The sequence below is a fragment of the Arthrobacter sp. TJ-240 genome, from assembly GCF_058269195.1.
Map to the genome: position 1 here is coordinate 491,068 of NZ_JBZCNG010000002.1, position 22,158 is coordinate 513,225.

20 protein-coding genes are annotated in these 22,158 nt (G+C 61.8%); 13 read left to right on the forward strand and 7 right to left on the reverse strand.

Annotated elements, in window-relative coordinates; translation table 11 throughout:
- Positions 1-83: 83 nt before the first annotated feature.
- Entirely contained in the window at positions 84-1,430 is a 1,347-nt protein-coding gene (locus AC4D2C_RS07015; protein WP_490914032.1) for a NosD domain-containing protein, read from the reverse strand.
- Between the two features lie 356 nt (positions 1,431-1,786).
- On the opposite strand from AC4D2C_RS07015, the gene AC4D2C_RS07020 reads away from it, so the two are divergent.
- The 8 genes from AC4D2C_RS07020 to AC4D2C_RS07055 all read left to right on the forward strand — a co-directional run bounded on the left by AC4D2C_RS07020 (position 1,787) and on the right by AC4D2C_RS07055 (position 9,919).
- Entirely contained in the window at positions 1,787-3,133 is a 1,347-nt protein-coding gene (locus AC4D2C_RS07020) for an ABC transporter substrate-binding protein (RefSeq protein ID WP_490913686.1), read from the forward strand.
- Between the two features lie 178 nt (positions 3,134-3,311).
- Positions 3,312-4,163 carry a carbohydrate ABC transporter permease gene (locus AC4D2C_RS07025; protein ID WP_490914033.1) on the forward strand — a complete coding sequence of 284 codons (852 nt, stop codon included), beginning with the start codon at positions 3,312-3,314 and terminating at the stop codon, positions 4,161-4,163.
- The gene (locus AC4D2C_RS07030; protein ID WP_490913687.1) at positions 4,163-5,002 is read left to right on the forward strand and encodes a carbohydrate ABC transporter permease; all 840 of its coding nucleotides are present in this window, start codon (positions 4,163-4,165) and stop codon (positions 5,000-5,002) included. Before AC4D2C_RS07025 ends, AC4D2C_RS07030 begins: the two co-directional genes overlap by 1 nt.
- An 88-nt stretch (positions 5,003-5,090) precedes the next feature.
- Positions 5,091-6,170: a LacI family DNA-binding transcriptional regulator gene (locus AC4D2C_RS07035; protein WP_490913688.1), complete on the forward strand. Its 1,080-nt coding sequence runs from the start codon at positions 5,091-5,093 to the stop codon at positions 6,168-6,170.
- Between the two features lie 13 nt (positions 6,171-6,183).
- Positions 6,184-7,170, forward strand: coding sequence for a glycosyl hydrolase family 32 (locus AC4D2C_RS07040; protein ID WP_490913689.1), 987 nt, complete (start codon positions 6,184-6,186; stop codon positions 7,168-7,170).
- Between the two features lie 178 nt (positions 7,171-7,348).
- Complete coding sequence (locus tag AC4D2C_RS07045; protein ID WP_490913690.1) at positions 7,349-8,320, forward strand: carbohydrate kinase family protein; 972 nt, start codon at positions 7,349-7,351, stop codon at positions 8,318-8,320.
- A 47-nt stretch (positions 8,321-8,367) separates the two neighbouring features.
- Positions 8,368-9,708 carry a NosD domain-containing protein gene (locus AC4D2C_RS07050; protein WP_490913691.1) on the forward strand — a complete coding sequence of 447 codons (1,341 nt, stop codon included), beginning with the start codon at positions 8,368-8,370 and terminating at the stop codon, positions 9,706-9,708.
- 37 nt (positions 9,709-9,745) lie between these two features.
- Positions 9,746-9,919 carry a hypothetical protein gene (locus AC4D2C_RS07055; RefSeq protein WP_490913692.1) on the forward strand — a complete coding sequence of 58 codons (174 nt, stop codon included), beginning with the start codon at positions 9,746-9,748 and terminating at the stop codon, positions 9,917-9,919.
- 467 nt (positions 9,920-10,386) lie between these two features.
- Here the strand turns inward: AC4D2C_RS07055 and AC4D2C_RS07060 are convergent, their stop codons facing one another.
- From AC4D2C_RS07060 to AC4D2C_RS07070, 3 genes are all read right to left on the reverse strand, one after another.
- Positions 10,387-11,172 carry an SDR family oxidoreductase gene (locus AC4D2C_RS07060; RefSeq protein WP_490913693.1) on the reverse strand — a complete coding sequence of 262 codons (786 nt, stop codon included), beginning with the start codon at positions 11,170-11,172 and terminating at the stop codon, positions 10,387-10,389.
- A gap of 577 nt (positions 11,173-11,749) precedes the next feature.
- Positions 11,750-12,466 (reverse strand): alpha/beta fold hydrolase, encoded by a 717-nt coding sequence (locus tag AC4D2C_RS07065; RefSeq protein WP_490913694.1) that lies wholly within the window; start codon positions 12,464-12,466, stop codon positions 11,750-11,752.
- Positions 12,467-12,586: 120 nt separating this feature from the next.
- Entirely contained in the window at positions 12,587-12,910 is a 324-nt protein-coding gene (locus AC4D2C_RS07070) for an RING finger protein (protein WP_490913696.1), read from the reverse strand.
- A gap of 248 nt (positions 12,911-13,158) precedes the next feature.
- Here AC4D2C_RS07070 and AC4D2C_RS07075 point away from each other — a divergent pair, with 248 nt between their 5' ends.
- Positions 13,159-13,695, forward strand: a complete 537-nt coding sequence (locus AC4D2C_RS07075) for a MarR family winged helix-turn-helix transcriptional regulator (RefSeq protein ID WP_490913698.1) — start codon at positions 13,159-13,161, stop codon at positions 13,693-13,695.
- Between the two features lie 322 nt (positions 13,696-14,017).
- On the opposite strand, the gene AC4D2C_RS07080 is transcribed toward AC4D2C_RS07075, so the two are convergent.
- A complete protein-coding gene (locus AC4D2C_RS07080) occupies positions 14,018-14,428 on the reverse strand; it encodes a RidA family protein (RefSeq protein ID WP_490913699.1) in 411 nt (136 codons plus the stop codon).
- An 86-nt stretch (positions 14,429-14,514) separates the two neighbouring features.
- Between AC4D2C_RS07080 and AC4D2C_RS07085 the strand changes: the two genes are divergently transcribed.
- Positions 14,515-14,910, forward strand: coding sequence for a winged helix-turn-helix transcriptional regulator (locus AC4D2C_RS07085; protein WP_490913701.1), 396 nt, complete (start codon positions 14,515-14,517; stop codon positions 14,908-14,910).
- A 350-nt stretch (positions 14,911-15,260) separates the two neighbouring features.
- Here AC4D2C_RS07085 and AC4D2C_RS07090 read toward each other — a convergent pair whose 3' ends face one another.
- Both AC4D2C_RS07090 and pdxA read right to left on the reverse strand, forming a co-directional pair.
- Complete coding sequence (locus tag AC4D2C_RS07090) at positions 15,261-16,037, reverse strand: DeoR/GlpR family DNA-binding transcription regulator (protein ID WP_490913703.1); 777 nt, start codon at positions 16,035-16,037, stop codon at positions 15,261-15,263.
- Between the two features lie 109 nt (positions 16,038-16,146).
- Positions 16,147-18,537: a 4-hydroxythreonine-4-phosphate dehydrogenase PdxA gene (pdxA, locus tag AC4D2C_RS07095; protein ID WP_490913705.1), complete on the reverse strand. Its 2,391-nt coding sequence runs from the start codon at positions 18,535-18,537 to the stop codon at positions 16,147-16,149.
- 181 nt (positions 18,538-18,718) lie between these two features.
- Between pdxA and AC4D2C_RS07100 the strand changes: the two genes are divergently transcribed.
- From AC4D2C_RS07100 to AC4D2C_RS07110, 3 genes are read left to right on the forward strand one after another with little or no spacing between them, the layout of a single operon-like run.
- Entirely contained in the window at positions 18,719-20,293 is a 1,575-nt protein-coding gene (locus AC4D2C_RS07100) for an ABC transporter substrate-binding protein (RefSeq protein ID WP_490913707.1), read from the forward strand.
- 3 nt (positions 20,294-20,296) lie between these two features.
- Positions 20,297-21,232 carry an ABC transporter permease gene (locus AC4D2C_RS07105; RefSeq protein WP_490913708.1) on the forward strand — a complete coding sequence of 312 codons (936 nt, stop codon included), beginning with the start codon at positions 20,297-20,299 and terminating at the stop codon, positions 21,230-21,232.
- Entirely contained in the window at positions 21,229-22,158 is a 930-nt protein-coding gene (locus AC4D2C_RS07110) for an ABC transporter permease (protein WP_490913710.1), read from the forward strand. Before AC4D2C_RS07105 ends, AC4D2C_RS07110 begins: the two co-directional genes overlap by 4 nt.

Here is a 22,158-nt window from a genome sequence, read left to right on the forward strand (position 1 = left end):
AAGGTCGGTTATCGGCGGACTTCCCTAGGCGGATAGGGGCTGCTCGTTGGCAGTTCCACGGCTGCGGTCGACGTTGCTAGTCATCATGGTGTGGGGCGGATGGCCGCGTCTGAACTGTATGACGTGATGGAGGAATCAGGGCCACTGTCGAGGACCTTCGATCGGGTCGTCGAGGCGTCGAGAACCACGTGCTGGGAAGGCACGTTACTCACCACATGATTGGTGGCGATCACGTTGCTGTCTCCTCCTGCTATCAGAATGATGGTCGGCTGAGCGCCCGCGGGTACGACCTTCGACGGTGCGACGTCGTAGGCAAACAGATTGTTCGAGATGAGGTTGTTATCTCCGGTCGCGTGGATGACGCCGTAGTAGTCGTCCAGGCCATTGGTGCGGTCGATGAAGGGAGGGAACCCGTCCGTGCCGCGCCGGAAGTGGTTGGATGTGATGAGGTTTTCCTTGGCATTCGTCAGGCGCAGTAGCCCCGGGAAGAAGCCCTGCAGTCTATTTCCTACTATGGAGCAGCGGTTGCACCCGACGAACTCGATGAGGCTTCGGCCTCGAGGGAAGAAGTTGTTTCCCGTGACAAGCAGCCCCTCGTGGTTCTCCGCCAGGAGTGTCACTCCATCTGGTCCGGCGCCCATGAGGTTGTCGCTCACGATGGTGGCTTGTCCGGCACCGGTCAACTCAACGCAGTTGCCGCATTCGGCAATGAAGTTGTCGTGCACGCGCAGGGCGTCGGTGCCCCGCACGATGAGGGCTCTTTCCAGATACACGAAGCCCATACCGGTGATGTGAAATGAATCGTTGTCCGAGGCTACTTCGATGCCGGTTTTCCCATTCCGGTAGCTATTCCCGTCTGGAGGAAAAGCTACCCCATCGAGGCAGAAGTCCCGGAAGACGACCCCTGACAGACGGGGGCTGCCGGATCGACCGACCAGGAAGGCTTGTGGGGCGCTTGGGGAGGTGAGGACCCTGATGTGGCTTCCGCCGGGCTGAACGTTCAGCCAACCGGTGGTATCTGAATTGTCAAAGATACTCCGCGAGAAGAATCCGTGACCGAAACCGGCGATTGTCAGATGATCAATGTCGACAATGACTTGAGTGTGCAGATCATAATCTCCTGGCGGGATGATGATGACGGCCCCGGGGCGTTCACTCGGAGTAGCTTGTCGTTTTTTGATATCCGTGATGATGTCGTTGATGACGGCCCCAATGTCCGTCTGCGCCGTAACCTTCGGCTGTCCCTTCACACGCCAACTCGTTACGTCGTACATGTTGGGTGAATCGTGTGTCCCCTTGGGCTGGTCCGCCGCTACAGCTGCCGGAGATGGCCCAAATGTAAGCGCAGCGGCCAGCGTACTAACGGCGCCCGATCCCATCAGGGCGCGGCGACCAGGATCAACCTTCTCGGTATTTCTCTTATCAACCATTTCTGTCTCCTTCGACAACAAATCAGGGCCAAGCAAAATGTTTTGGCCGAATAAATCCACGTGAACATTAGGAGTGACGCCGAGGGTCTGTCAATGCCAAAAAAGTTCTCGTCGGATTTTGGCATTGGTTTCCGTCGCAAACTTCGATGCACTGGGCAGATCCGTCACGCCGGTGAAGCGCTACACCGTGAGGCCAGTCATTGGTCAGTCTTCATTCACGTTCGCAGGAGAGTGCGCGGTTCCTGTCATGCAGCTCTTGACGGTATGGGGCAGGCAGCTTACTCTTGTCGCCAAGACGATTTGGCAAAACGTTTTGGCAAACCCGCAGCAATGAAGCTCAGAATGGAGTCCCTGTCATGCAGCACTTCGCCAGCCAGCGCCCGTCCGGCGCAGCAGCACGTACCACGACTAAGATCTTCCTGCCCGCAGTCGCCGTACTCTCCGCTCTCACTCTGGCGGGCTGTGGAGCCGGTGGAGGAGGTGAGCAGGTAGATGCTGACTCCGACACCTTGACGGTGCTGGTCGAAGCCGGTGGCAAGGCCGAGCTCACCGGAATAGCCGAGAAGTTCACGGAAGAGACCGGAACCGGGGTCACTTTCGTCGAACTACCCTATGAGGGTCTCTACAACCGCCTGAATACCGAATTTTCCTCCGGTAGCACATCGTTCGACGTGGCGGCTCTCGACGCGATCTGGCTGTCGACCTTCGCCGACGCGGTGACACCGCTGAACGACATGTTCACGGACGAGGTGAAGCAGGATCTGTTCCCGGCATTGGTCGAGGAGGCCCAGATCGACGAGAATTTCGTCGGCATGCCGGTCTGGACGAACTCCGAGATCCTGTTCTACCGTACCGACCTATTCGAGGATCCTGCCGAGCAAGCCGCCTTCAAGGGTGAGTATGGATACGACCTCGTGCCTCCCACCACATGGGAGCAGTATCAGGACGTGGCACAGTTCTTCACGCGCGATACGGACGGTGACGGCCAGACGGATCTCTATGGCACCGATGTGAAGGGCGCGGTCGAGACGGAGTGGCTCGCTACCGTGTCGCAATCCGGGGCGGAAAACATGGTCCTCAGCCCGGAGGGTGACGTCACGGTCAACGACGCGGATCACCTAGCTGCGCTGGACTTCTACGTAGGTCTCAACAACGATCTGGAGGTCGCCCCTCCGGGAGCAGCACAGATCGATTGGGCCGGCGCCCAGAATCTGTTCTATCAAGGCAACACGGCCATGATGCGCTTCTGGGCTCATGCCTACCCTCAAACCCCGGAAGACTCCCCGATTGCCGGCAACATCGGTGCAGCGCCGATGATCGGCGGCCCCGGCGGCATCGCTGGCGTTCCTGGTCCCTGGTACCTGTCGATACCCAAGACCACGGAGAAGCAGGAGATCGCGAACGAGTTCCTCCGGTTCGCCTATGACAACAACGCAATGGGTATCGATTCGTCACTCGGACTGGCTGCTCGGATCTCCGCCTTCGAGCAGTACGAGGGCCAAGCCGGTTACGAGCACTTCGACGCTCTGGTCGAGACCCTCTCGGCTCCCAACACGAAGCCGCGACCCGCCACACAGAACTGGCAGGAAATCGTCGATTCAGCGCTCATCCCGATGCTGCAGAAGGCTCTCGAGCCCGGCGCAGACAACCAGGCACTGCTTGACGACGCAAAAGAGCAGATCGAGGCCATCACCCAGCAGTAAGTCGTGGTGGCGGGCCCTGCTCGCCACCACCTCTTCTTGGCGATTCCGAACCTCTCCAGCAAAGGCGCACCTCGTGCACGTAACCAATCTGCGGGACACACCCCACTCCTCGACGGCTGTCCCTCATCTGCAAAGACGGCGGAAAAAGGGCTTCACGGACAAACGATTCGCCGCTGTCATGATGCTGCCAGCTGTCGTGTTCCTAGCCATTTTCGTCGGCTGGCCGCTTCTCCAGTTTGTCAGGGACAGCTTCTACGCCATCGAACCTTTCGGAGGCGGCCGCGAGTTCGTCGGTATCGCCAACTACACCGCAGCACTGGCCTCCGACGCATTCACCGGCGCCGCGTGGCGGACATTGCTCTATACCGTGATCGTCGTGACCCTGGAGTTCACGCTCGGCCTTGCTGTTGCGCTGCTGTTCTCGGCGCTAGGCGACCGGTCACGGATCTTCAGGACTATCTTCATGTACCCGCTGATGATTGCTCCCGTGGTAGCCGGCCTGCTCTGGCGGTTCCTGCTCATCGACAACTTCGGCATCCTCAACGAACTGCTCCGCCGCGTCGGGATTCTGCAGACCACGGACCAGATCCAATGGCTCAGCAACCCCGATATCGCGCTGTTCTCCGTAGCGCTACCTGACATTTGGCTGACCACATCATTCATCACGCTGATCCTCTTCGCAGGCCTGCAGAATGTGCCGGGTGAACTGCTGGAAGCGGCAAGGATCGATGGTGCGAGCTATCCCACCATCCTCTTCAGGATCATCCTGCCGCTGCTCAGACCGGTGATCGCGGTCGCTCTGATCATCAGGGGAATCGATGCAGCCCGGGCCTTCGACATCATTCTCATCCAAACCAATGGCGGCCCGCAGGGCAGTACAGAGACACTATCCCTCCTCGTATATCGGACCCTCGTACGTTTCGGCGATCCCGGCCTGGCCAGCGCCATGGGCACCATGTACCTGCTGGGCATGCTCTTAGTCGCCGTCGTTGCTGTCTATGCCATTTGGCGTCCAGGAAGTGATCGCTAATGAACGGTCTTGTCGTCCGCGGGAGAACGTCCCGCACCATCCTGTGGGTACTGCTCGCGGCCGTTACCGTGCTGTACGGGTTCCCCTTCGTCTACCTACTGCTCACGTCCTTCAAGACCCCGCTGGAAACGATCTCTGTTCCAGCGACCGTCTTCGGATCTCAGTTCACGCTTGAGAACTACGTGTCGGCCCTCGGACGGGAAGGTGTGGTGGCGTCGTTCATCAACAGCATCGTGACAGCGGTCCTCAGCACCGTCATCTCGCTCGTACTCGCGGTCCCAGCTGCATACGCGATCACCCGATTTCGTACGCCTGGCGGGCAGGTCTTCATCCTTGTCGCACTCGTCTGCCGGATGGTGCCGGCGATCGTCGTCGGCGTCCCTCTCGTTGCGCTCTTCCGCGACCTCGGCATCGCGGACACCTCCATTGCCCTCGCCATCGCACACACCACCCTTTCCTTGCCCTTGTCCATCTGGCTCATGACAAGCTTCTTCGACGCGGTTCCCGACGAGCTGGACGAAGCAGCTAAGATCGACGGCTGCAGTCGCCTGGGCGCACTTCGCAGAGTGGTATTGCCTGTCGTCTCAGGTGGTGTGGCAGTAACGGCGATCTTTGCCTTCCTAGCTTCCTGGAACGAGTTCCTCTTCTCCCTACTACTCACCTCGGTGCGATCGCAAACAACACCGATCGTCATCGCGAATTTTCAGACCCAGTTCGGTCTCGACTGGGGATCCATGACCGCACTAGCGGCCCTGTACTCCATTCCCGTCGTCCTGTTGACACTGGTTCTCCAGCGCCACATCGTCGCCGGCCTCACCCTTGGTGCGGTCAAGGGCTGAGTCGAAGGATGGGCGCCGAAAGCAGTGGTGCCTGTTTCTGGAAGTCAGCAACGTCAGAGCGTCACCTTCGACACGATAGGGGAAACACATGGCTCGAAAGACAGTAGGCATACGTGACGTCGCAGCGGCGGCAGGAGTGTCCGTGACCACCGTGTCTCATGTTCTGAATGACACCCCCCATGCCCGGGCCAGCGACGAAACCCGTAAAAAGGTCAGGGACGCAGCCGCGAGCCTCGGGTACGGGCCGAACCGGATGGCCCAGGGCTTACGGACACAACGCTCGGCGATGATCGGCCTGTTGAGCGAGGACATCGCCACCACCCCGCATGCCGGGATGATTATCAAAGGTGCCGAGGATGCAGCTCGGAAACACGACTACACCCTTGTCATCATCAATACCGACAAGGACGCCGACACCCAGTCGAAGCGACGCGACGTCGATGCCCTGCTCGAAAGGCAAGTCGACGGCATCCTCTACGCGACGATGTACCACCGCGCCGTGTCCCTGCCCACCAGGCTCTTTGAGATCCCGGCCGTCCTCATCGACTCCACGGACAAGACCGGCCTGGTCCCCTGCACCATCCCGGATGAGCAAGGCGGCGCCCAGACCGCTGTCACGGCCCTGCTTGACGCCGGACACCGGCAAATCGGATTCCTCAACAACACCGACGACGTTCCAGCCACTCACGGGCGCCTTCAGGGGTACCGGGAGGCACTGCAGGGAGCAGGCATCGACTTCGACCCTGACCTCATCACGGCACGGGAATCCGAGGCAGCGGGCGGGTATGCAGCGGCGATGGAACTACTGTCTCGCGATAACCGCCCGACAGCACTCTTTTGCTACAACGACCGCATGGCCATGGGCGCCTATCGGGCCGCCAACGAGCTCGGGCTCAGCATTCCCAAACAGCTATCCATCGTAGGTTTCGACAACCAGACACTCATCGCCGAAGGACTGTTCCCCGGCCTTACGACCGTGGCGCTCCCCCACTACGACATGGGTGCCTGGGCAGTCCGAACACTCATCAGGCTCATCGAAGGCCACGACGAGGAGAAGCTGCTCGCCGACAAACCCACGATCCTCTCCTGCCCACTCGTCCAGCGCGACTCCATTGCACCGCCTCATGCCTCAACTCCAGCCGGCACCGATGCCGCGCTGACCGACTAGATAAGGACTCTTGATGTTTGAACTGCGCTCCTCCTGGGTGTGGGACTTTTGGTTCGCCGACGACGGCGACCGGTACCACCTCTTCTTCCTCAAAGCATCACGTGCCTTGCAGGATCCCGACCGCCGCCACTGGCGCGCGACCGTGGGCCACGCAACGTCCACGGACCTGCGCACCTGGGAGGAACACGCTGACGCTCTCGTGCCCGCCGACGGGCCCGCTTTCGATGACCTGGCCACCTGGACCGGCTCCGTGATTCGCGACGACGCCGGACTGTGGCACATGTTCTACACGGGAGTGAACCGGGAGGGCAAAGGTCTCGTCCAGCGCATCGGCAGCGCCACCTCACACGACCTCTTCACCTGGACCCGCACGGATCTGGTCCTCGAAGCTGACAGCACGCACTACGAGAAGCTGTTCCACGGCGCCTGGCCTGATGAAGCATGGCGTGACCCGTGGGTCACCCGCAGCGCTGACGGCACCGGGTGGAACATGCTGATCACCGCTCGATCGGCGACGGGCGAACCGGACCAACGAGGCGTCGTCGGGCACGCCTTCTCCACCGACCTCGCGCGGTGGCGGATCCTTCCACCCCTGAGCCGGCCCGGTGAAGGGTTCGGGCAACTCGAGGTCCTCCAAACCGAGACCGTCGACGGCCGAACAGTGCTCCTGTTCTCATGCCTCGGCTCCGAGCTGTCCACTGAACGACAAACACGCCATGACCGTGGAGGAATCTGGGCCGTGAACACGCCGAACGCCCTCGGTCCCTTCGACATCTCGGAGGCCTACCTCGTAGCTGACCAGTCCCTCTACGTGGGACGCCTCATCCAGGACCGTACCGGCCAATGGCAGATGCTCGCCTTCGAGAACGCTGATGACACGGGGGCCTTCGTCGGCAGGATCACCGACCCGCAGCCCGTTGCCTGGATTGACGGAAAGCTCACTCTGATCGGTGCCCACCACCCACCCGTGGGGGAACGACGCTACGTCGACGCTTCCTGACGGGAGGGTGCTTGCGTCATAGGTCCAGCAAGCCGCGTATTGACGACACCTGGAGTGAGCCTCAGCGTGAGGTTCACGTTGAGCAAACCCAACGTGCGCCCTGTTTGATGCCACGAGCAGGTATCTCGCTCACACTCTTTTCCCCGGTGCCGGGGTGAACCCATGAAAGGGCCCCGTAATGCCAGCAAGCCAGCGGATAGACGACCACTGCCTAACGAACGTTGATGTCGTCGTCGTCGGTGAAGCTGTCGTGGATATCGTCGTTTCTCCCCAAGGCACTGTGGAACACCCGGGAGGGTCCCCTGCAAACGTCGCTTACGGACTTGCCCGGCTGGGAGTCGACACCGCACTGCTGACCTCGATTGGAGACGACCACCGTGCAGCCACCATCGAGACGCACCTTCGCAACGCCGGTGTTCGCCTTGTGCCCGGTTCCAAGCACAGCGGTAGCACTGCAACCGCGACAGCGGTGTTAGCGCACGACGGGTCAGCACAGTACGACTTCGATATTCAGTGGGAGCTCCCGCAGGTCACTCCGACATCCTTTCCCAAGGTGCTGCATACCGGCTCGATAGCTACTTTCCTTGCACCAGGGGCGGCCAGTATTCGCGAGCTGATGAGGCAGGCATACCAGGACTGTGTCGTCACCTACGACCCCAACATCCGCCCGGCTCTGCTCGGTAGTCAGGCTGAAGCGAGAACCATCTTCGAAGAACTCGTTCCATTCACTGAAGTGGTCAAACTCAGCGACGAGGATGCACGGTGGCTCTATCCGCGGCTGGCCCTGGACAGAATCCCCCAGCGGATCCTCGACCTGGGAGCCAACCTTGTCGCCGTCACCAGAGGATCGGAGGGATCCCTCCTTACTACCCGGGACGCTCAAGTTGTTGTTCCCGCAGTCAGGTCTGCTGTGCTCGACACTATCGGGGCTGGTGACGCCTACATGTCTGCCCTGATCTACGGTCTCCTCAGGCGTAGCGCGCACGGACTGGGGCCTTCGGCCTTGGAGTCACTAGGGCACGTGGCATCGACGGCAGCAGCCATCACCGTCCGCCGGGCAGGCGCCCAACCACCCACATCAGAGGAACTAGAGAAGGAACTCGGAGAAGAACCCCGGAGTACCTACACCGCTATGCGGCGCTCGGTCTGACCACCAGCACCTTGAACACCGGAGAAACCATTACAAGGAAAGAAGCCATGTCGAGCAACAACAACTACGACGTGACCGCGTGGCCCGTCGGCAATCCGTTCGAGGACATCGGTCAAGTAATCAACAGCATCATCGCTGACATAAAAACCCGGCAGACCGACACTGATGTCAACGACGGCGGCAAGCCCGGAGCGGTGATCTACCTTCCACCCGGGGACTATCATCTCCGGACGCAGGTGGTCATCGATATCAGCTTCCTCAGGATCGAAGGCTCGGGTCACGGCTTCACATCGTCGAGTATCCGATTCAACGTTCCCGAAGCCGAATGGCCCGACCTACACGAGCTGTGGCCTGGAGGAAGTCGAATCATCGTCGACCTCCCTGCCGACTTCGAACGGGCGGAATACCAGGGCGCCGCGTTCCATGTAGAGCGGAGCGGGAGCCCGCGTATCAGTTCCGTCGAGTTCGCCAACTTCTGCATCGACGGGCTGCACTTCGCCCCGGACGATTCGGGGAGGCCGGCGGAGAACACTTACGTGAATGGCAAGACCGGTATCCACGTCGCCAGCGCTAACGACTCATTCCGCGTCACCGGCATGGGGTTCGTCTACCTGGAAAACGCGCTCACCATCCACAACGCGGATGCACTGTCGATCCACGACAACTTCATCGCCGAATGCGGAAGCTGCATCGAGCTACGCGGCTGGGGACAGGCATCCAAGATCACCAACAACCTCATCGGAGCAGGCCCTTGGGGTTACTCCATCTACGCCGAAAACCACGGCGGGCTCCTGATCACCGCGAACAACGTCTTCCCCCGTGGCGCGAGCAGCGTACACCTCGAAGGCGTCATCCGTTCGAGCGTCACCAACAACCGCCTGCACTCGTTCTACCCCGGCATGCTGATCATTACAGCGGACAGCTCCGAGAATCTCGTCGCGACGAATCACTTCCTGCGTGATCAAGAGCCGTGGATACCCTTCCAGGGTGTCGATAACGGACTGGACGACCTTGACGGGCTTCTCCGCGTGAGCGGCAACAACAACTCCGTCATCGGCAACCACTTCTCACAGGTCATCGACGCACAGGACATCCGCCCGACGGGCGCAACACCCGTCATCATCCGGTTGGTCGCAGGGGTAGGCAATTTCATATCCACCAACCACATAGTGGCGTTAGATGTTCACTCCACGTCCAGTAACTCCTGCTTCGAGGCACAGGTCGACGCCCTGCTGACAACCGAGACCTCAGACAATCGGACGGTCACGACGGTCAAGGTCGATTCTGAATCGAGCCGAAACACGATCCTTGATTCCGGAAGCGATGCCCAAGTCAGCGTGGATAGGGAGGTCAACGCTCTCCGTGCAACGCCCACAATCGGATCCTAGGCAACACATCTCTCCTCACCTAGTCGCGCTCAGGAGCTTGACGAGCCTCACCGACGAGCTTCACAATCTGGCAGAAGATGGGTTATCGACGATGCTGCGGCATCTCGAAGAGGGGCGTTTGCAGGCCCAGAACCATATCCTGATGAGTCATACACCGCTTGATGGCAATTACCCCGCAGGGTTGAGAGCTTCAGCTGCCAGCGGCGTTTGATCGTGCTCGTGCTCGAGCGCGGCGGTGATGGCGGCCGGTGACGGCAGGGTGGCTTGTGGGGGAACTCTGACTTCAGGTCCTTTGCCAGGCGGTCGAGGACCCTACTCCCCCAAGGTTCGTCGGCCTGCCTGTCCGGCATAATCTCGCGGAAGAGCCGGCTCGAGCTGGGGCATGAAACTGCCCTAGTTTGGGCACGCCACTGTCATCTGACGTCAGTCAGAGCCAGCGATGGGAGCGCTGCTGGATCGGGTGATTCCAGATGCGGGTAGGTCGACTTGTACTGATGGCTGCTTATCACTTCCGGGCTCTCGGAGTCCGGGATTCTGAGAGTCTGGAAGTTCGGCTGGTCGAGTCGACAGGACGCTGGAGGAACGGCGCTTTCTTGCTGCGCTGACCCGTTAAGGCCGTGATGGCGTCCTGTCCCTGCAGGGGTGGGCGCTTGCGGCGCGTTGGTGTCACTTCTCGAGCTATACGGTGGGGACGGTCCCGCCGTCGATCACGTATTCTGCGCCCACGATCGATGATGCTCGATCGGACACCAGGAAGCCTGTGAGGTCGGCGACTTCCTGGGGGGTTGCGAACCGGCCCAGTGGTACGCCGCCGAGAGAGTCGAAGATTCTCTGCTTAGCTTCCTCTCGGCTGATATCGCTTCCCTCAGCGATCCGATCGACGAATCGTTCGTACGCTTCGGTCTCGATTCCGCCGGGGCTGAGCGCGTTGACCCTCACGCCAAGCGGTGCGACTTCGTTCGCGAGACCTTTGCTGTAGGTACGCAATGCCGCTTTCGAGGCCGCATACGCCAGTGATGCTTCGTATTGCGGCATCTGGTCCTGAATCGAGGTGAAGTGGACGACGACGCCGGAACCGGAGCGGATCATCGCCGGAAGGAGCGCCCGGTCGAGCCGGACGGCGCCGAGGAAATTGAGCTGCAGCTCGACCAGCCACTGCTCGTCGGTGATGACCGCGAATCCGCCGGCAGGTGTCGATGCACCTCCCACGACGTGCACGAGGATGTCTACTCCGCCGGCCTCACTCAGTCGTGCCGCAACTGTTTCCGTCCCGCCGACAGTCGAGGTGTCGGCCTCGATGAAGCGGTCAGGGATTTCATAACCCTCGGGCATTGATCTGGCTGTCACGAAAACGTCGGCACCGAGTTCGCGGAGCCTCTCAGCCACCGCTTTGCCCGATCCTTTCGACCCACCCGTAACGAGTGCTCGACGTCCATCCAGTCGATCGCGATTCACATCCGACATGTCTTCTCCTCTTGAGCCCTTGGCTCCCCTGAAACTTCCTATAATTCGTGGGTACTGTTGGCGGTCGTCTTAGGGCGACCGGCGCTGACTCTTCCTCGTGAGGCAACGGACAAGCCCGACTGTCTCTATTCACTGCAGTGACCGGGAGCGGGTATTTTCGCTACCCAACCGGATGGGGACCGAACCTGCTGGAGCAGCACGGAATTGTTGTGCGGGCGTCTGACCCCGCTGGGACAGCGCTGTTGCCGGTCTCGACAGTCGCGTCGCGCAGGAGGAGGCTCCGGCCACCTTGCTCGAGGTCGATGTCATGCGTCTCCGGTGGACGCTGGTTAGGCGCACCTTTTGAGGACAACCCGAGCAACGGCGTCACTGGTAGCAGTCAGTTGCAGATCCGGGCCCGGCGTTTGCGCCTGCCGTCGACCCTCAGTCCCTCGTGCTCTTGACCCAGTCCGTTTTGCTACCTGATGAGGAGGACCTGGTGCCGATGTTCGTTCCGCCAGGTAGGGGCCGGGGAGGAGCGAAGCTTCCTGCACCCGTTGTTGGGGGTGCAGCATGAAATGCGTCCCCTGAGTGTTGGTCAGGCTGCACCTCGTGCGGCTTGGTCGATGGTGTCCGCGACCGCTGCAGGCTGGGTGAGGAAGACGGCATGGCTGGCGGTGACCTCGGTGATCGTCGCGTTGGCGCGCCTGGCCATGCGCTGCAGCATGGCCTGATCGAAGGCGCGATCTTCGGTCGCGATGACGGCCCAGGTGGGCTTGTCCCGCCATGCCGCGTTCATTACCGGGGCTGCGAAGACCGCCATGTTGATCGGTACCTGCGAGTCCCGGAGGAAAGCGGCGTCAGTGTCGCTGGTGTCATGAGCGAAACCAGCCTTGAACTTGTCCCGGTTGATATACCCGTACCCGTCGTCACCGACGTCGATGACGAAGTCAGCAGTCTTCGCGAAGCCTTCGTACTGCTGTGCGGTCGTCTCCCCCACATCCGGCACCAGGGCCGAGACGTAGACCAGGCCGGCGACGTTCGGATGCACTCCGGCTTCGGTGATGACCGTGCCTCCCCAGGAATGACCGACGAGGATCGACGGACCGTCCTGCTGGTCCAGCACACGGCGGGTAGCCGCGACGTCATCCTCCAGCGACGTCAATGGATTCTGCACGATCGATACCCTATATCCGCGTGCGGTGAGGTCGTCATACACCCCCCGCCAGCCGGTGCCGTCAGCGAACGCTCCATGCACCAGCACGATGTTCGAGATCACCGGTTCTGCCTCGGTCGTTGTGCCTTTCTCAGCCATGATTCTCATCCTCTCGATTCAAGACTTCTCTATGTACACCGAACTGATTGGGGGCACGCACAGTGCCTATGGCGCTCCCTTCTGACTGGAGCGGAATAACTGCTTCAGGCGTTGCGCAGACTACGCCGGCCCGATCGCCAGGTTGGTGATGGCGTCGTTCTTCTCGGTGAAGTCGAAGGCGAACGTCAAGGGTCCTCCCGGGAACGCGCCATTGACCAATCCCACCAGTCGGTCTCCCTGGAACGAGATCGGAGTGATGACGATCATGGGATCGACTTGGTGAACCTTGATCCACTCGCGGAGTGCAGCCTCGGTGTCGTACGTCGTTCCGTCGTCAACAACAGTCGCGCCAGGGGCGAAGACCTTGAAAAGTGCCTCGGCATCATGGGCGTTGGTAGTTGCCACGAACTTGTGAACAGCTTTGGGAAGGGCGATCTCAGCCATCTTGTGTCTCTCTTTCTTCGAGGGTGAACGCGACACACGCGCTCACCGCGTTCAGTCAGGGTCTTGACCAGTTGAAAGGCTGCACAATCGGTGCCGCACAGCCCGAGCATCCTCACCAGGGGATGTACGCATCCGTGTACATCGCTCTGCCTGCCGGACCAACTGGGGACGACAGTACCAAGTACTGTCCTGCAGGACAATACTTTCAGGATTGTTTCGCTGTAGAGCGATGGCGCTAGAGTGCTGGAATGACTGAGATCAACCAGGATCGCGAGAAGGAGCGGCACCGGCCCCTCGTTGCCGGCGACTTCCCCTACCAGTCGAGGCTCCTTGCCAATCTCAGTGCGCTGATCCTGCTGTGGGACTCCCCTGCCCTACAGGGACAGATACTCGCCAAGAGCGGTGAGTCGCTGGATCAGCCCTCCCACCAGACTCTTCGGCTTCTGCTGGCTTGGGGGTCGATGCGACCGACCGCCCTTGCGGATGAGCTCGGCGTCGGCGCGTCATATGTCAGCAAGATCGTCGGTCGCCTTGAAGCTGATGGGCTGGTCCAGCGGGCAGCGGACCAGTCCGATCGCCGGGCCAACCTGATCCGCCTGACCGAAGCAGGAGTGGAAGCCGCACGTGGCGTCTACGCCCTCGGAGACCGGATGATCGCCGAAGTGCTTGATGACTGGTCACCCTCAGATGTCCGCCGCTACACCGAACTGACGGAACGCTTCGTTGATGACGCAATCAGATCCGCCGCACAGATGCGCGAACGAGGCCTACGACCTGCCAAGTGAGGCTAGGGGTGGATCAATGCTGAGCGCCTTTCCAGCTGCAATCGGACGAGGGCTAAGCGCGTGCAGTGGGACTTGACGTCCTCTAGCAGTCCACCGACTGAAACAATGCCGGCGCCACCCGTTCACGTAGCCGGAGGGGTTTGCAGCACATCCAGCAGCCACTCGGGTGTCGGGTGCGCGCCGCACCCGCGATCTTGGCACCGAACCCGACAACACGCTGTGCGGTTAAGCCTCCGCGGCTGCACAGCGCGTTGCCAGGCGGAGCAGGTGTGCGTCGCTTGGAAGGCGCACTCGTGTCCCCGGGATGGTTGTATACCAAGTGTCAGTCGAGAACGGCTGTCGCTTCGACTTCGACAAGTACGTCCCGTTCGAACAGGTAATCGACGCCGATCAGCGACGCTGGTGGCATCGGCAGCGGCAGGCCGATGTCCTCGGCTACCGCGTTGACGCCCGCCATGAATGCCTCGATCCTGTCGGGGCTCCAGCCGGTCACATAGAAGGTGAGGCGAACGACATCACCGAACCCGGCACCGGCACTGATAAGGCCCGCGTGTGTGTTCCGCAGGGCCTGGGCCACCTGGCCCGTCAAGTCACCGGGGGCCACCGGAGTGCCATCAGCGGTTCTGGCGATCTGGCCGGACACATGCACGTGGCGGCTCCCGGTACCGACGGCGACGTGATGGTACGGGACGGGCTGCATCAGGGTCTCCGGCGAGGAAAGGCGAACAGTCATCGAAAGCTCCTTGGTCTGGACTGGAAAATTGTTGGTATCTCAGGGATACCTTGCTGGAGGTGGTCACTTCAAGGAAACTGGGTGTCGTGAGAACAACCAGCAGCCCACCATCGGACCGCTTCGAGATCGACGCTCCCCACCGTGAGCTCCTCGACCAGGTACTCGACAAGTGGTCCCTCCTGGTCCTGAACGAGCTGTGCGAACGGCCGATGCGTTTCAGCGAACTGAGACGCGTCATCCCGGCGGTCACGCAGAAGTCGCTTACCGCCACGCTCAGGCGGCTCGAGCGCAACGGAATCATCGAACGCGCCGTTCTCAGCACCCGTCCGGCGGCGGTGGAGTACAGCATCACGGCGTTGGGAAAGACCCTCCGACCGCCGGTCGAAGCGATCCTCGAGTGGGCAGCAAAGCAGATGCCACTGATAGAGCAGGCGCGCCGCCGCTTCGACGAATTCGACGACTCTTCCTCACACAGCCATTGATCTCTCTACCCGAGGCTTGCCGAGGGTAGCTCTGTACTTCTGTGCATCTGTGCTCACCCGCTGAGAGCTTGTCCTCAAATGCGGGCAGATGTCCTTCAAAAACTGGATAAGTCAGGCGGGTCTTGCCAATGCTGACAGCAAAGGGCTTTACAGAACGATGGTTATCGGCGGTTCAGTTGTGCGTCCTGTAAGGGTTGGCGAGGGCCGGTACGCGCCGAACTGAGCATCTCTATCGGCGCCGTTGTGAGGTAACTTCGCTGGTCCAAAGACCGTGACATCTGGCCGAGTCCGTATCAGCAACAGCCAGCTTCGCCGCGGTCCTCGCCGTAGGCGCGGTGCCGATTCCGCTGTCAGGCTTCTGAGGTTCCGGCTACCTCAACGGTGACACCCGCTTGTGTGAATCGGTCGAGTTCAGCGGGGTCGGCATAGTCATCTGTGATGAGTGTCCAAGGTAGGCGAAGGCGAGCCCAGGCGTGGAAAGGCCTTTGTCCGAGTTTGGCTGAGTGGGCAAGTACATAGGTGTGGTCGCTGCGCTGCGCGGCGAGCTCCTTCAGCCTGGTTTGGGCATGGTCTGCTTCGCACAAACCGCCGTCGGCGGTGACGCCGTCCGCGCCAAAAAATACACGATCAAAGCTCATTCGCTCTAGAGAAGCTTCAGCGAGGGGGCCGACAAAGCTCTGGCTCAGGCTTCTCATCCGACCGCCGAGGCAGTCGAGTGTGATCCCGTCTGAGTCGGCCAGTTCCTGCAGCGTGTTGATGCTTGGTGTCGTGACGGAAAGGTTGGTGAAAGCCCGGAGCTCGTGGGCCAGTGCGCCAACAGTAGACCCGGCGTCCAGCATGACGCTCTCGCCAGGTCTTACCAAAGTGGCGGCCAGGCGCGCGATGGCGTGTTTCTGCTCGAATGCTTCACCTGTCCGCTGGCGTAGGGATGCTTCCGGGTGGGCGCCCAGCGCCATCGCTCCGCCATAAGTGCGGGCAAGGCGCCCCTGACCGTTGAGGAGTGCAAGGTCCCGTCGGATAGTGGAGGCCGTGACGTTGAACTTGGCGGAGAGATCCTCGACTGACGCGAGACCTGTGGTGAGTGCAAGGTGGTAGATCTCCTCGCGCCTGGTGCCTGCCGAGGGCATTAGGTCTCCTTTCCTCTTAGCGTGATCCCCATGCTAGTTCTATGGCAGGGTCCGTCATGAAGTTTGCTGCCGGTCGGGGGCTTGTCGGGCCCTGCCATAGGTCGTTGCTTTATACAGTGACGCTCGGTCGTGTGGCCATTTCTGAGGCTTGATGCAGGGCTTCCACCATGCTGCGGGAGTCGGCGATGGCTTTGCCTGCGATGTCGAATGCCGTTCCGTGATCCACGGACGTGCGGATGACCGGTAGTCCGACGGTGATGTTGACGCCGGCTTCGATGCCGAGCACTTTCACTGGTCCATGGCCCTGGTCGTGGTACATCGCCACAACCAGGTCATAGTCGCCGCGGCCGGCAAGGAAGAACAGGGTGTCAGCCGGTAACGGGCCTGTGGCGTCGATGCCGTCAGCTGCGGCCGCCTGCACCCCGGGGGCGATCTTTTCTGCTTCCTCGCCTTGCCCGAACAGGCCGTTCTCACCAGCGTGCGGGTTGATGGCACAAACACCGATTTTCGGTTCCGGTATGCCTGCCCGGACGAGGGCTTCGTGTCCTCGGCGGATGGTGCGCTCGACCAAGTCGGGGTTGATCTTGCGGATGGCATCAACGAGACCGATGTGGGTGGTGACGTGAATGACTCGGATCTTCGGTGTCGAGAGCATCATTGACACCTCTTCGGTGGCCGTCAGGTGTGCCAGGAGCTCGGTGTGGCCCGGGTAGATGTGCCCGGCTGCATGGAGCGCTTCCTTGTTGAGAGGTGCCGTGCAGATAGCCTGCACGTCACCTTTCATGGCCAGTTCGCTGGCGACGCGGATGTATTCGTATGCCGCATGACCTGCTACGGGTGAGAGCTGTCCCCAGGCGAGGTCCTCGGGCAGCAAGCCGAGGTCGATCACGTTGATCCGGCCCGGCTCGAAGACCGCTTGGTCGACGGCGTCAATCGGGACGATCGATGCTGTGATGCCTAGAACCTCTGCAGCCTGCCGCAGACGCATGGCGTCACCGATAACGACGGGTCGGCACTCGGTGTTGCTGTGCGGATCCAGGACGGCGGCTACGACTACCTCCGGTCCGACTCCCGCGCCGTCGCCCATGGTGACAGCCACAAGGGGGAGGGCCTCTGTCGTTGTTGTCATGCCAGTGGTCGTTGTCATCGTTGCTCCAAGGTGTGGTGGTAAGGGTTCATGGGAGGGGTGGTTCGAGGTGGTGAGGGAAACGCTGCTCGGGTCTCGTTGCGTGAACAGGTCATGAAGTTCGACGAGTGCGAACTCATTACCGAAACTGCCGGGTTTCGTCCCGACGAGTGTCCCGTCGGTTGCCTGGCTGAGGACTGCACCATGGTGGGTCGCGGCCAGCGGAGTCAATGTGTGGTGACCGAGCGCTACCAGGACTTCCCGAGCCGTTTCTCCCCCGGTGAGGAGCAGATTCGGCGATACCGGACCTGCTGCTGCCTGGGCAGCGAAATGTGCCAAGGTTCCAACGATGTGCCGGGCGCGGGTGGGATCGATCCGTGTTTCTGCCGTCGTGACGGCCACGTCCCGGCCCGCGGCGAGGGCAGCGCGGCATGCCGCTAACTCCACGGAAGCGGCGTCGAGATCTATTGGTTCCTGTGTGCGGATCCGCATCAGCAGGAAGCCACGGTCCTCGAGCCGGTGCAGCTGCTGGCGTGCCGGCCCGGAGGCGCTGCCTACGACGGCGAGGACCGGGCCGGCATTGCGGCCCTCATCGCGTTGCTGAGCGAGTTCCTCCCCGCGCTGCCTGGCGTCGTATGCGGAAGGAGGTGCGCAACTCTGTGCGAGGGCGGCGGCGGTTGCTCCTGTGCCGGCAAGTACGACCTGTCGCCCATGGGCGGTGAAGCCGAGGTCCACGAGCATCGTCACGATCAGGTGCAGGTCTTCTTCCGTTTCACTGTCGACGACGACGACGGCTGGGCCAGGCCCACTAAGAAGCTGAGAAAGCAGTGCGGGGCCCGAGCCTTCCCGCAGGACTGACAACCCGAGCTGATGCACCTGTCGAGGATCGTCGGGGTCGAGCAATGACCGCACGTCGGTCGGTGGCTGCGCAATCTCGGCCTGCCAGTGATCTGTTGAAGCAAGCGGCTGACCGTCGACGAGCGGCTGACTGTTGACCACGCTCCGGCCCAGGTGCGGCAGTGCACCAGCGACGACAGCATGATGGCCCGCGTGCGTGATGGCAGCGACCTCGGCCCGGATGTTTCCGCGCCATAGGGAGTCGAACTTTTTGAACGCCAGGACTCCACCACCGACGGGCATATTGCGGAAGACAGCTGCAACGCGTTCCCGGGCCTCCTCCCCCGAGAGGCCCCGCGAGTGGGAGTCGTGAACGACGACGTCGACATCGAACGCTGCAAGTCCAAGGTCTTCGGTGGTGGCGGTAGATCCGGCGCCGTCCAGGACGAGTCGTACCCGGTGGCCCTGCTGGACGAAGCCGAAGGCGGTCTCGGCGGCACCGGACAGATCATCGGCCTGCACCACGATGTGGGCCACGCCAGTCTCCCCTCAACTCTGATAGGTGCGCTCTGCTTACAAGCGATGTGGGCATCATCATGGCATGGTTGCGCGTTCTGCGCTAGGACACTTGCGCGAAACGCGCAGCAGTGGGAAAGTGATGGAGGTTACACGGCGCCTCGACCGCACGGCGCTTCTCCGCTCTAACGAGAGGTCAATGATGACCGGTCTTCCTGCCGACAGGGAATTATCCCGTCGCCATCTGCTGCAGTTCGGCGCCATCGCCGGGCTGCTGGCTGGTTCGGGGAGCCTTAGTGCCTGCGCCGGACCCACCGGCCTGCCGGGACGTGAAACGCTGACGCTTGCACTGAACAGATCCCTGGTGAGTCTGGACAACAAGCTCAACCAGTTCGATGCTGCTGTCACAGTGCAGCGCGCGGTACGGCAAGGGCTTACTGCGATCGGACCTGATACGAAGCCCGTGCTGGTCCTTGCGGAATCATTCGACCAGACCGGTCCGACGCAGTGGACGGTTCGGCTGCGCGAGGGTGTCCGCTACTCGGATGGCAGCCCCGTCACGGTGGAAGATGTCTCGACAGCACTGAGCATGTACCAGCGGGTGCAGGGATCCTTCGTCGCCGGGTTCTTCCCCGAGTTCCCGACGGTCGTCCCGGTTGATGAACGGACTTTCCGCATGGAGTCCGAGCAGCCCATCCCCATCCTTGATTCCCTGATGAGCATGATCCTGATTACCCCTGCCGCGCAGAACAAGCCCGAGGAGCTGCAGGAGGGGTTGGGGTCCGGCCCGTTCGTCGTGACCAAGTTCAATCGAGGCGCCGGCACCTACAGTCTGCAGCGGAACGAGAACTACTGGGGTCCGAAGTCCGAGGTCGAGAACGTCGAGGTCCGCTTCCTCCCGGAGGAGTCGAGCCGCGTTATCGCTCTGCGAAGTGGAGAGGTCGACGTCATCGATTCCATCACCCCGGATTCGCGTGAGCAGCTGGCGGGGCTTCCGGGCATACAGCTGCAGGAGGCCTCGAGCCTGCGCCTGAACCAGATGTTCTACAACTTCCGTAAGCCGGCGAATCACCCCCTGGCGGACGCCCGAGTACGCCAGGCATTGAGCATGGCGATCGATGGGGAATCTCTGGTTCGCGACGTACTGGTGAACGCTGTGACTCAGGCCGAGGGCGTCACACCGTCGAGCCTGACGGGCTATTTCAAGACCGGCGACTACATGTACGACCCGGAGAAGGCCAGGGCAACGTTGCAGAGCCTTGGAGCGACCGACCTGTCCCTGAAGATCATCTGGGAGACCGGCGAGTTCGCCGGCGACACCTCGGTCATGGAAGCACTGGTGGAGATGTTCGGCGCCATTGGTGTCCGGACCGAGCTCCAGCAGTTTGAGCCGGGAGGCAACATCCTCGCGTGGCGCCAAGGCAAAGAGGGCGACTGGGACCTGCTCGGCAACGGATATCCGAGCCCGACCGGTCTGGCCATCACCATGCTGCAGGGCATGTATGCGGGCACATCTGAAAAGGAACAGACCCGCGACACCTACCAGGGGTACGTCATCCCCGAGGTAACAGCTGCCATCCAGGCCGCATCGACAGAAGCAGACCCGCTCCGCCGGCAGGACCTGCTCGACGCCGCCCAGCAGGCGGTGTGGGATACCTGGCCCTGCGCGTGGGCTTTCGTTCCGAAATCCGTCCTCGCACATCGGAACCGTGTCTCCGGCATCGATCTCGCCTCCACGAACTCCTATCCCCTCGCCGCTGCCCGGCTGGAGGCCTGAGCCATGAAGACCTACATCCTGAAACGCCTCGGCCAGGGCCTCCTGACCGTCTTCCTGACAATTTCCACCGTCTTCATCCTCATTCGTCTGGCACCCGGCGACCCAGCGGTGTCCTACGCCGGCCCTCTCGCGACGACGGAGCAGCTCACCGCAGTCCGGGAACAGTTCGGCCTGGACCGGCCCGTCCTCGAGCAGTACTGGATCTTCTTGCAGCAACTGTTCACCGGCAACCTCGGCCAGTCGTACTCATTCCAGGCGCCCGCGCTGCAGGTGGTCGCCGAACGCATGCCCTACACACTCACACTGGCAACAGCCGCGATCCTGCTCACCGCGATCATCGCAATTCCACTGGGCGTGTGGATGTCACGCCGACCCGACACCGGGCGCGAGCTTGGTGTCAACGTCCTGACCATCGCCGGGCAGTCCATGCCGGACTTCTGGACAGGGATCATGCTCCTCACGGGCTTCGCCGTCCTCATCCCCCTCTTCCCTGCCTCGGGGTTTGCCACCTGGGGTGGCCTGGTCCTTCCCACCATCACCATCGCCATCTTGCAGATCGCGCTCATCTCGCGCATGGTGCGCAGGGAAATGACCGCGAACTTCGCCGCCCCGTACCTGACGGTCGCCCGCTCCCGAGGAGTCCGCAACTCCGCACTGACGTGGCGCTACGCCATGAGCAACTCGGCCATCCCCGTCTTCACGGCATTGGGCACCCGCTTCGCAGCGATGCTCAACGGCGTCGTCGTCGTCGAGGTCGTGTTCGCCTGGCCCGGAGTCGGTTCCCTGATCGTGCGCGCACTGGAAACCCGTGACTACCCACTCATCCAGGCGACGGTGCTCCTCACCGCCCTGCTGGCCGTGGCCGTCCAACTGGTCATCGACCTCGCCTACCCGCTCCTCGATCCCCGCGTTCGTCTTGGAAAGGCGGCAGCAGCATGAGCCTCAGCGACACCACAACCCACCCCGGAGGAGGCGTGCCGGACCGGGAGCCGAGCCCCAGTGCCGTCACCCAGGAATTGATCGCACGGGCCGGTGCCACCAGACGCAGAAATGCCGCGAAGTGGAAGGTCGTAGTCGGTGTGATCTGCACGCTGCTCGTGATGGTGCCAATCCTCCTGGCCCAGGTGCTTCCCCTGCCCGACGCGAACTTCCAGGACCTCTCCGCCAGGCGCCTACCGCCGCTGACAGACGGGCACCTCTTCGGGACCGACCAGCTGGGCCGCGACCTGCTGTCCCGCGTCCTGCACGGCGGGCAAGTCTCCCTCACCATCGGTATCCTCGCGGTCCTCGTCTCCGGCGCCATCGGTATTATCCTCGGATCAGCGGCCGGCTACTTCGGCGGATGGATCGACACCATCGTCTCCCGACTCCTCGAGGCGCAGATGTCCCTCCCCCTGCTCATGATGCTGCTCCTCGTGGTGGCACTATTCGGGCCATCCATCCCCGTCATCACCTTCGTCATCGCCATCGCGCAATGGCCGGAAGTTGCACGCCTTACCCGATCCATGGTGTTGGTGGAACGCGAAAAGCCCTACGTCTCCGCCGCCCGGATCCTCGGCCTGCACCGCATCCAGATCCTGATCCAGCACATCATCCCCAACGTCATCAAGCAGGCCACCCTGGTCGTCCTGCTGCTGCTCGCTCAGGCCGTGCTCCTGGAAAGCGCACTCAGCTTTCTCGGCGCCGGCCCCCAACGCCCCTTCGCAACGTGGGGACGCATCATCTCGGACGGACAGGATTACATCACCACCTCATGGTGGATGGTGACCATGCCCGGTCTGGTCATCGTGCTCATGGTGGTGGGCGTGAACCTCCTCGGTGACGGTCTGCGTGACCGCCCGCGACGCAAGAAGAAGGGGATCTGA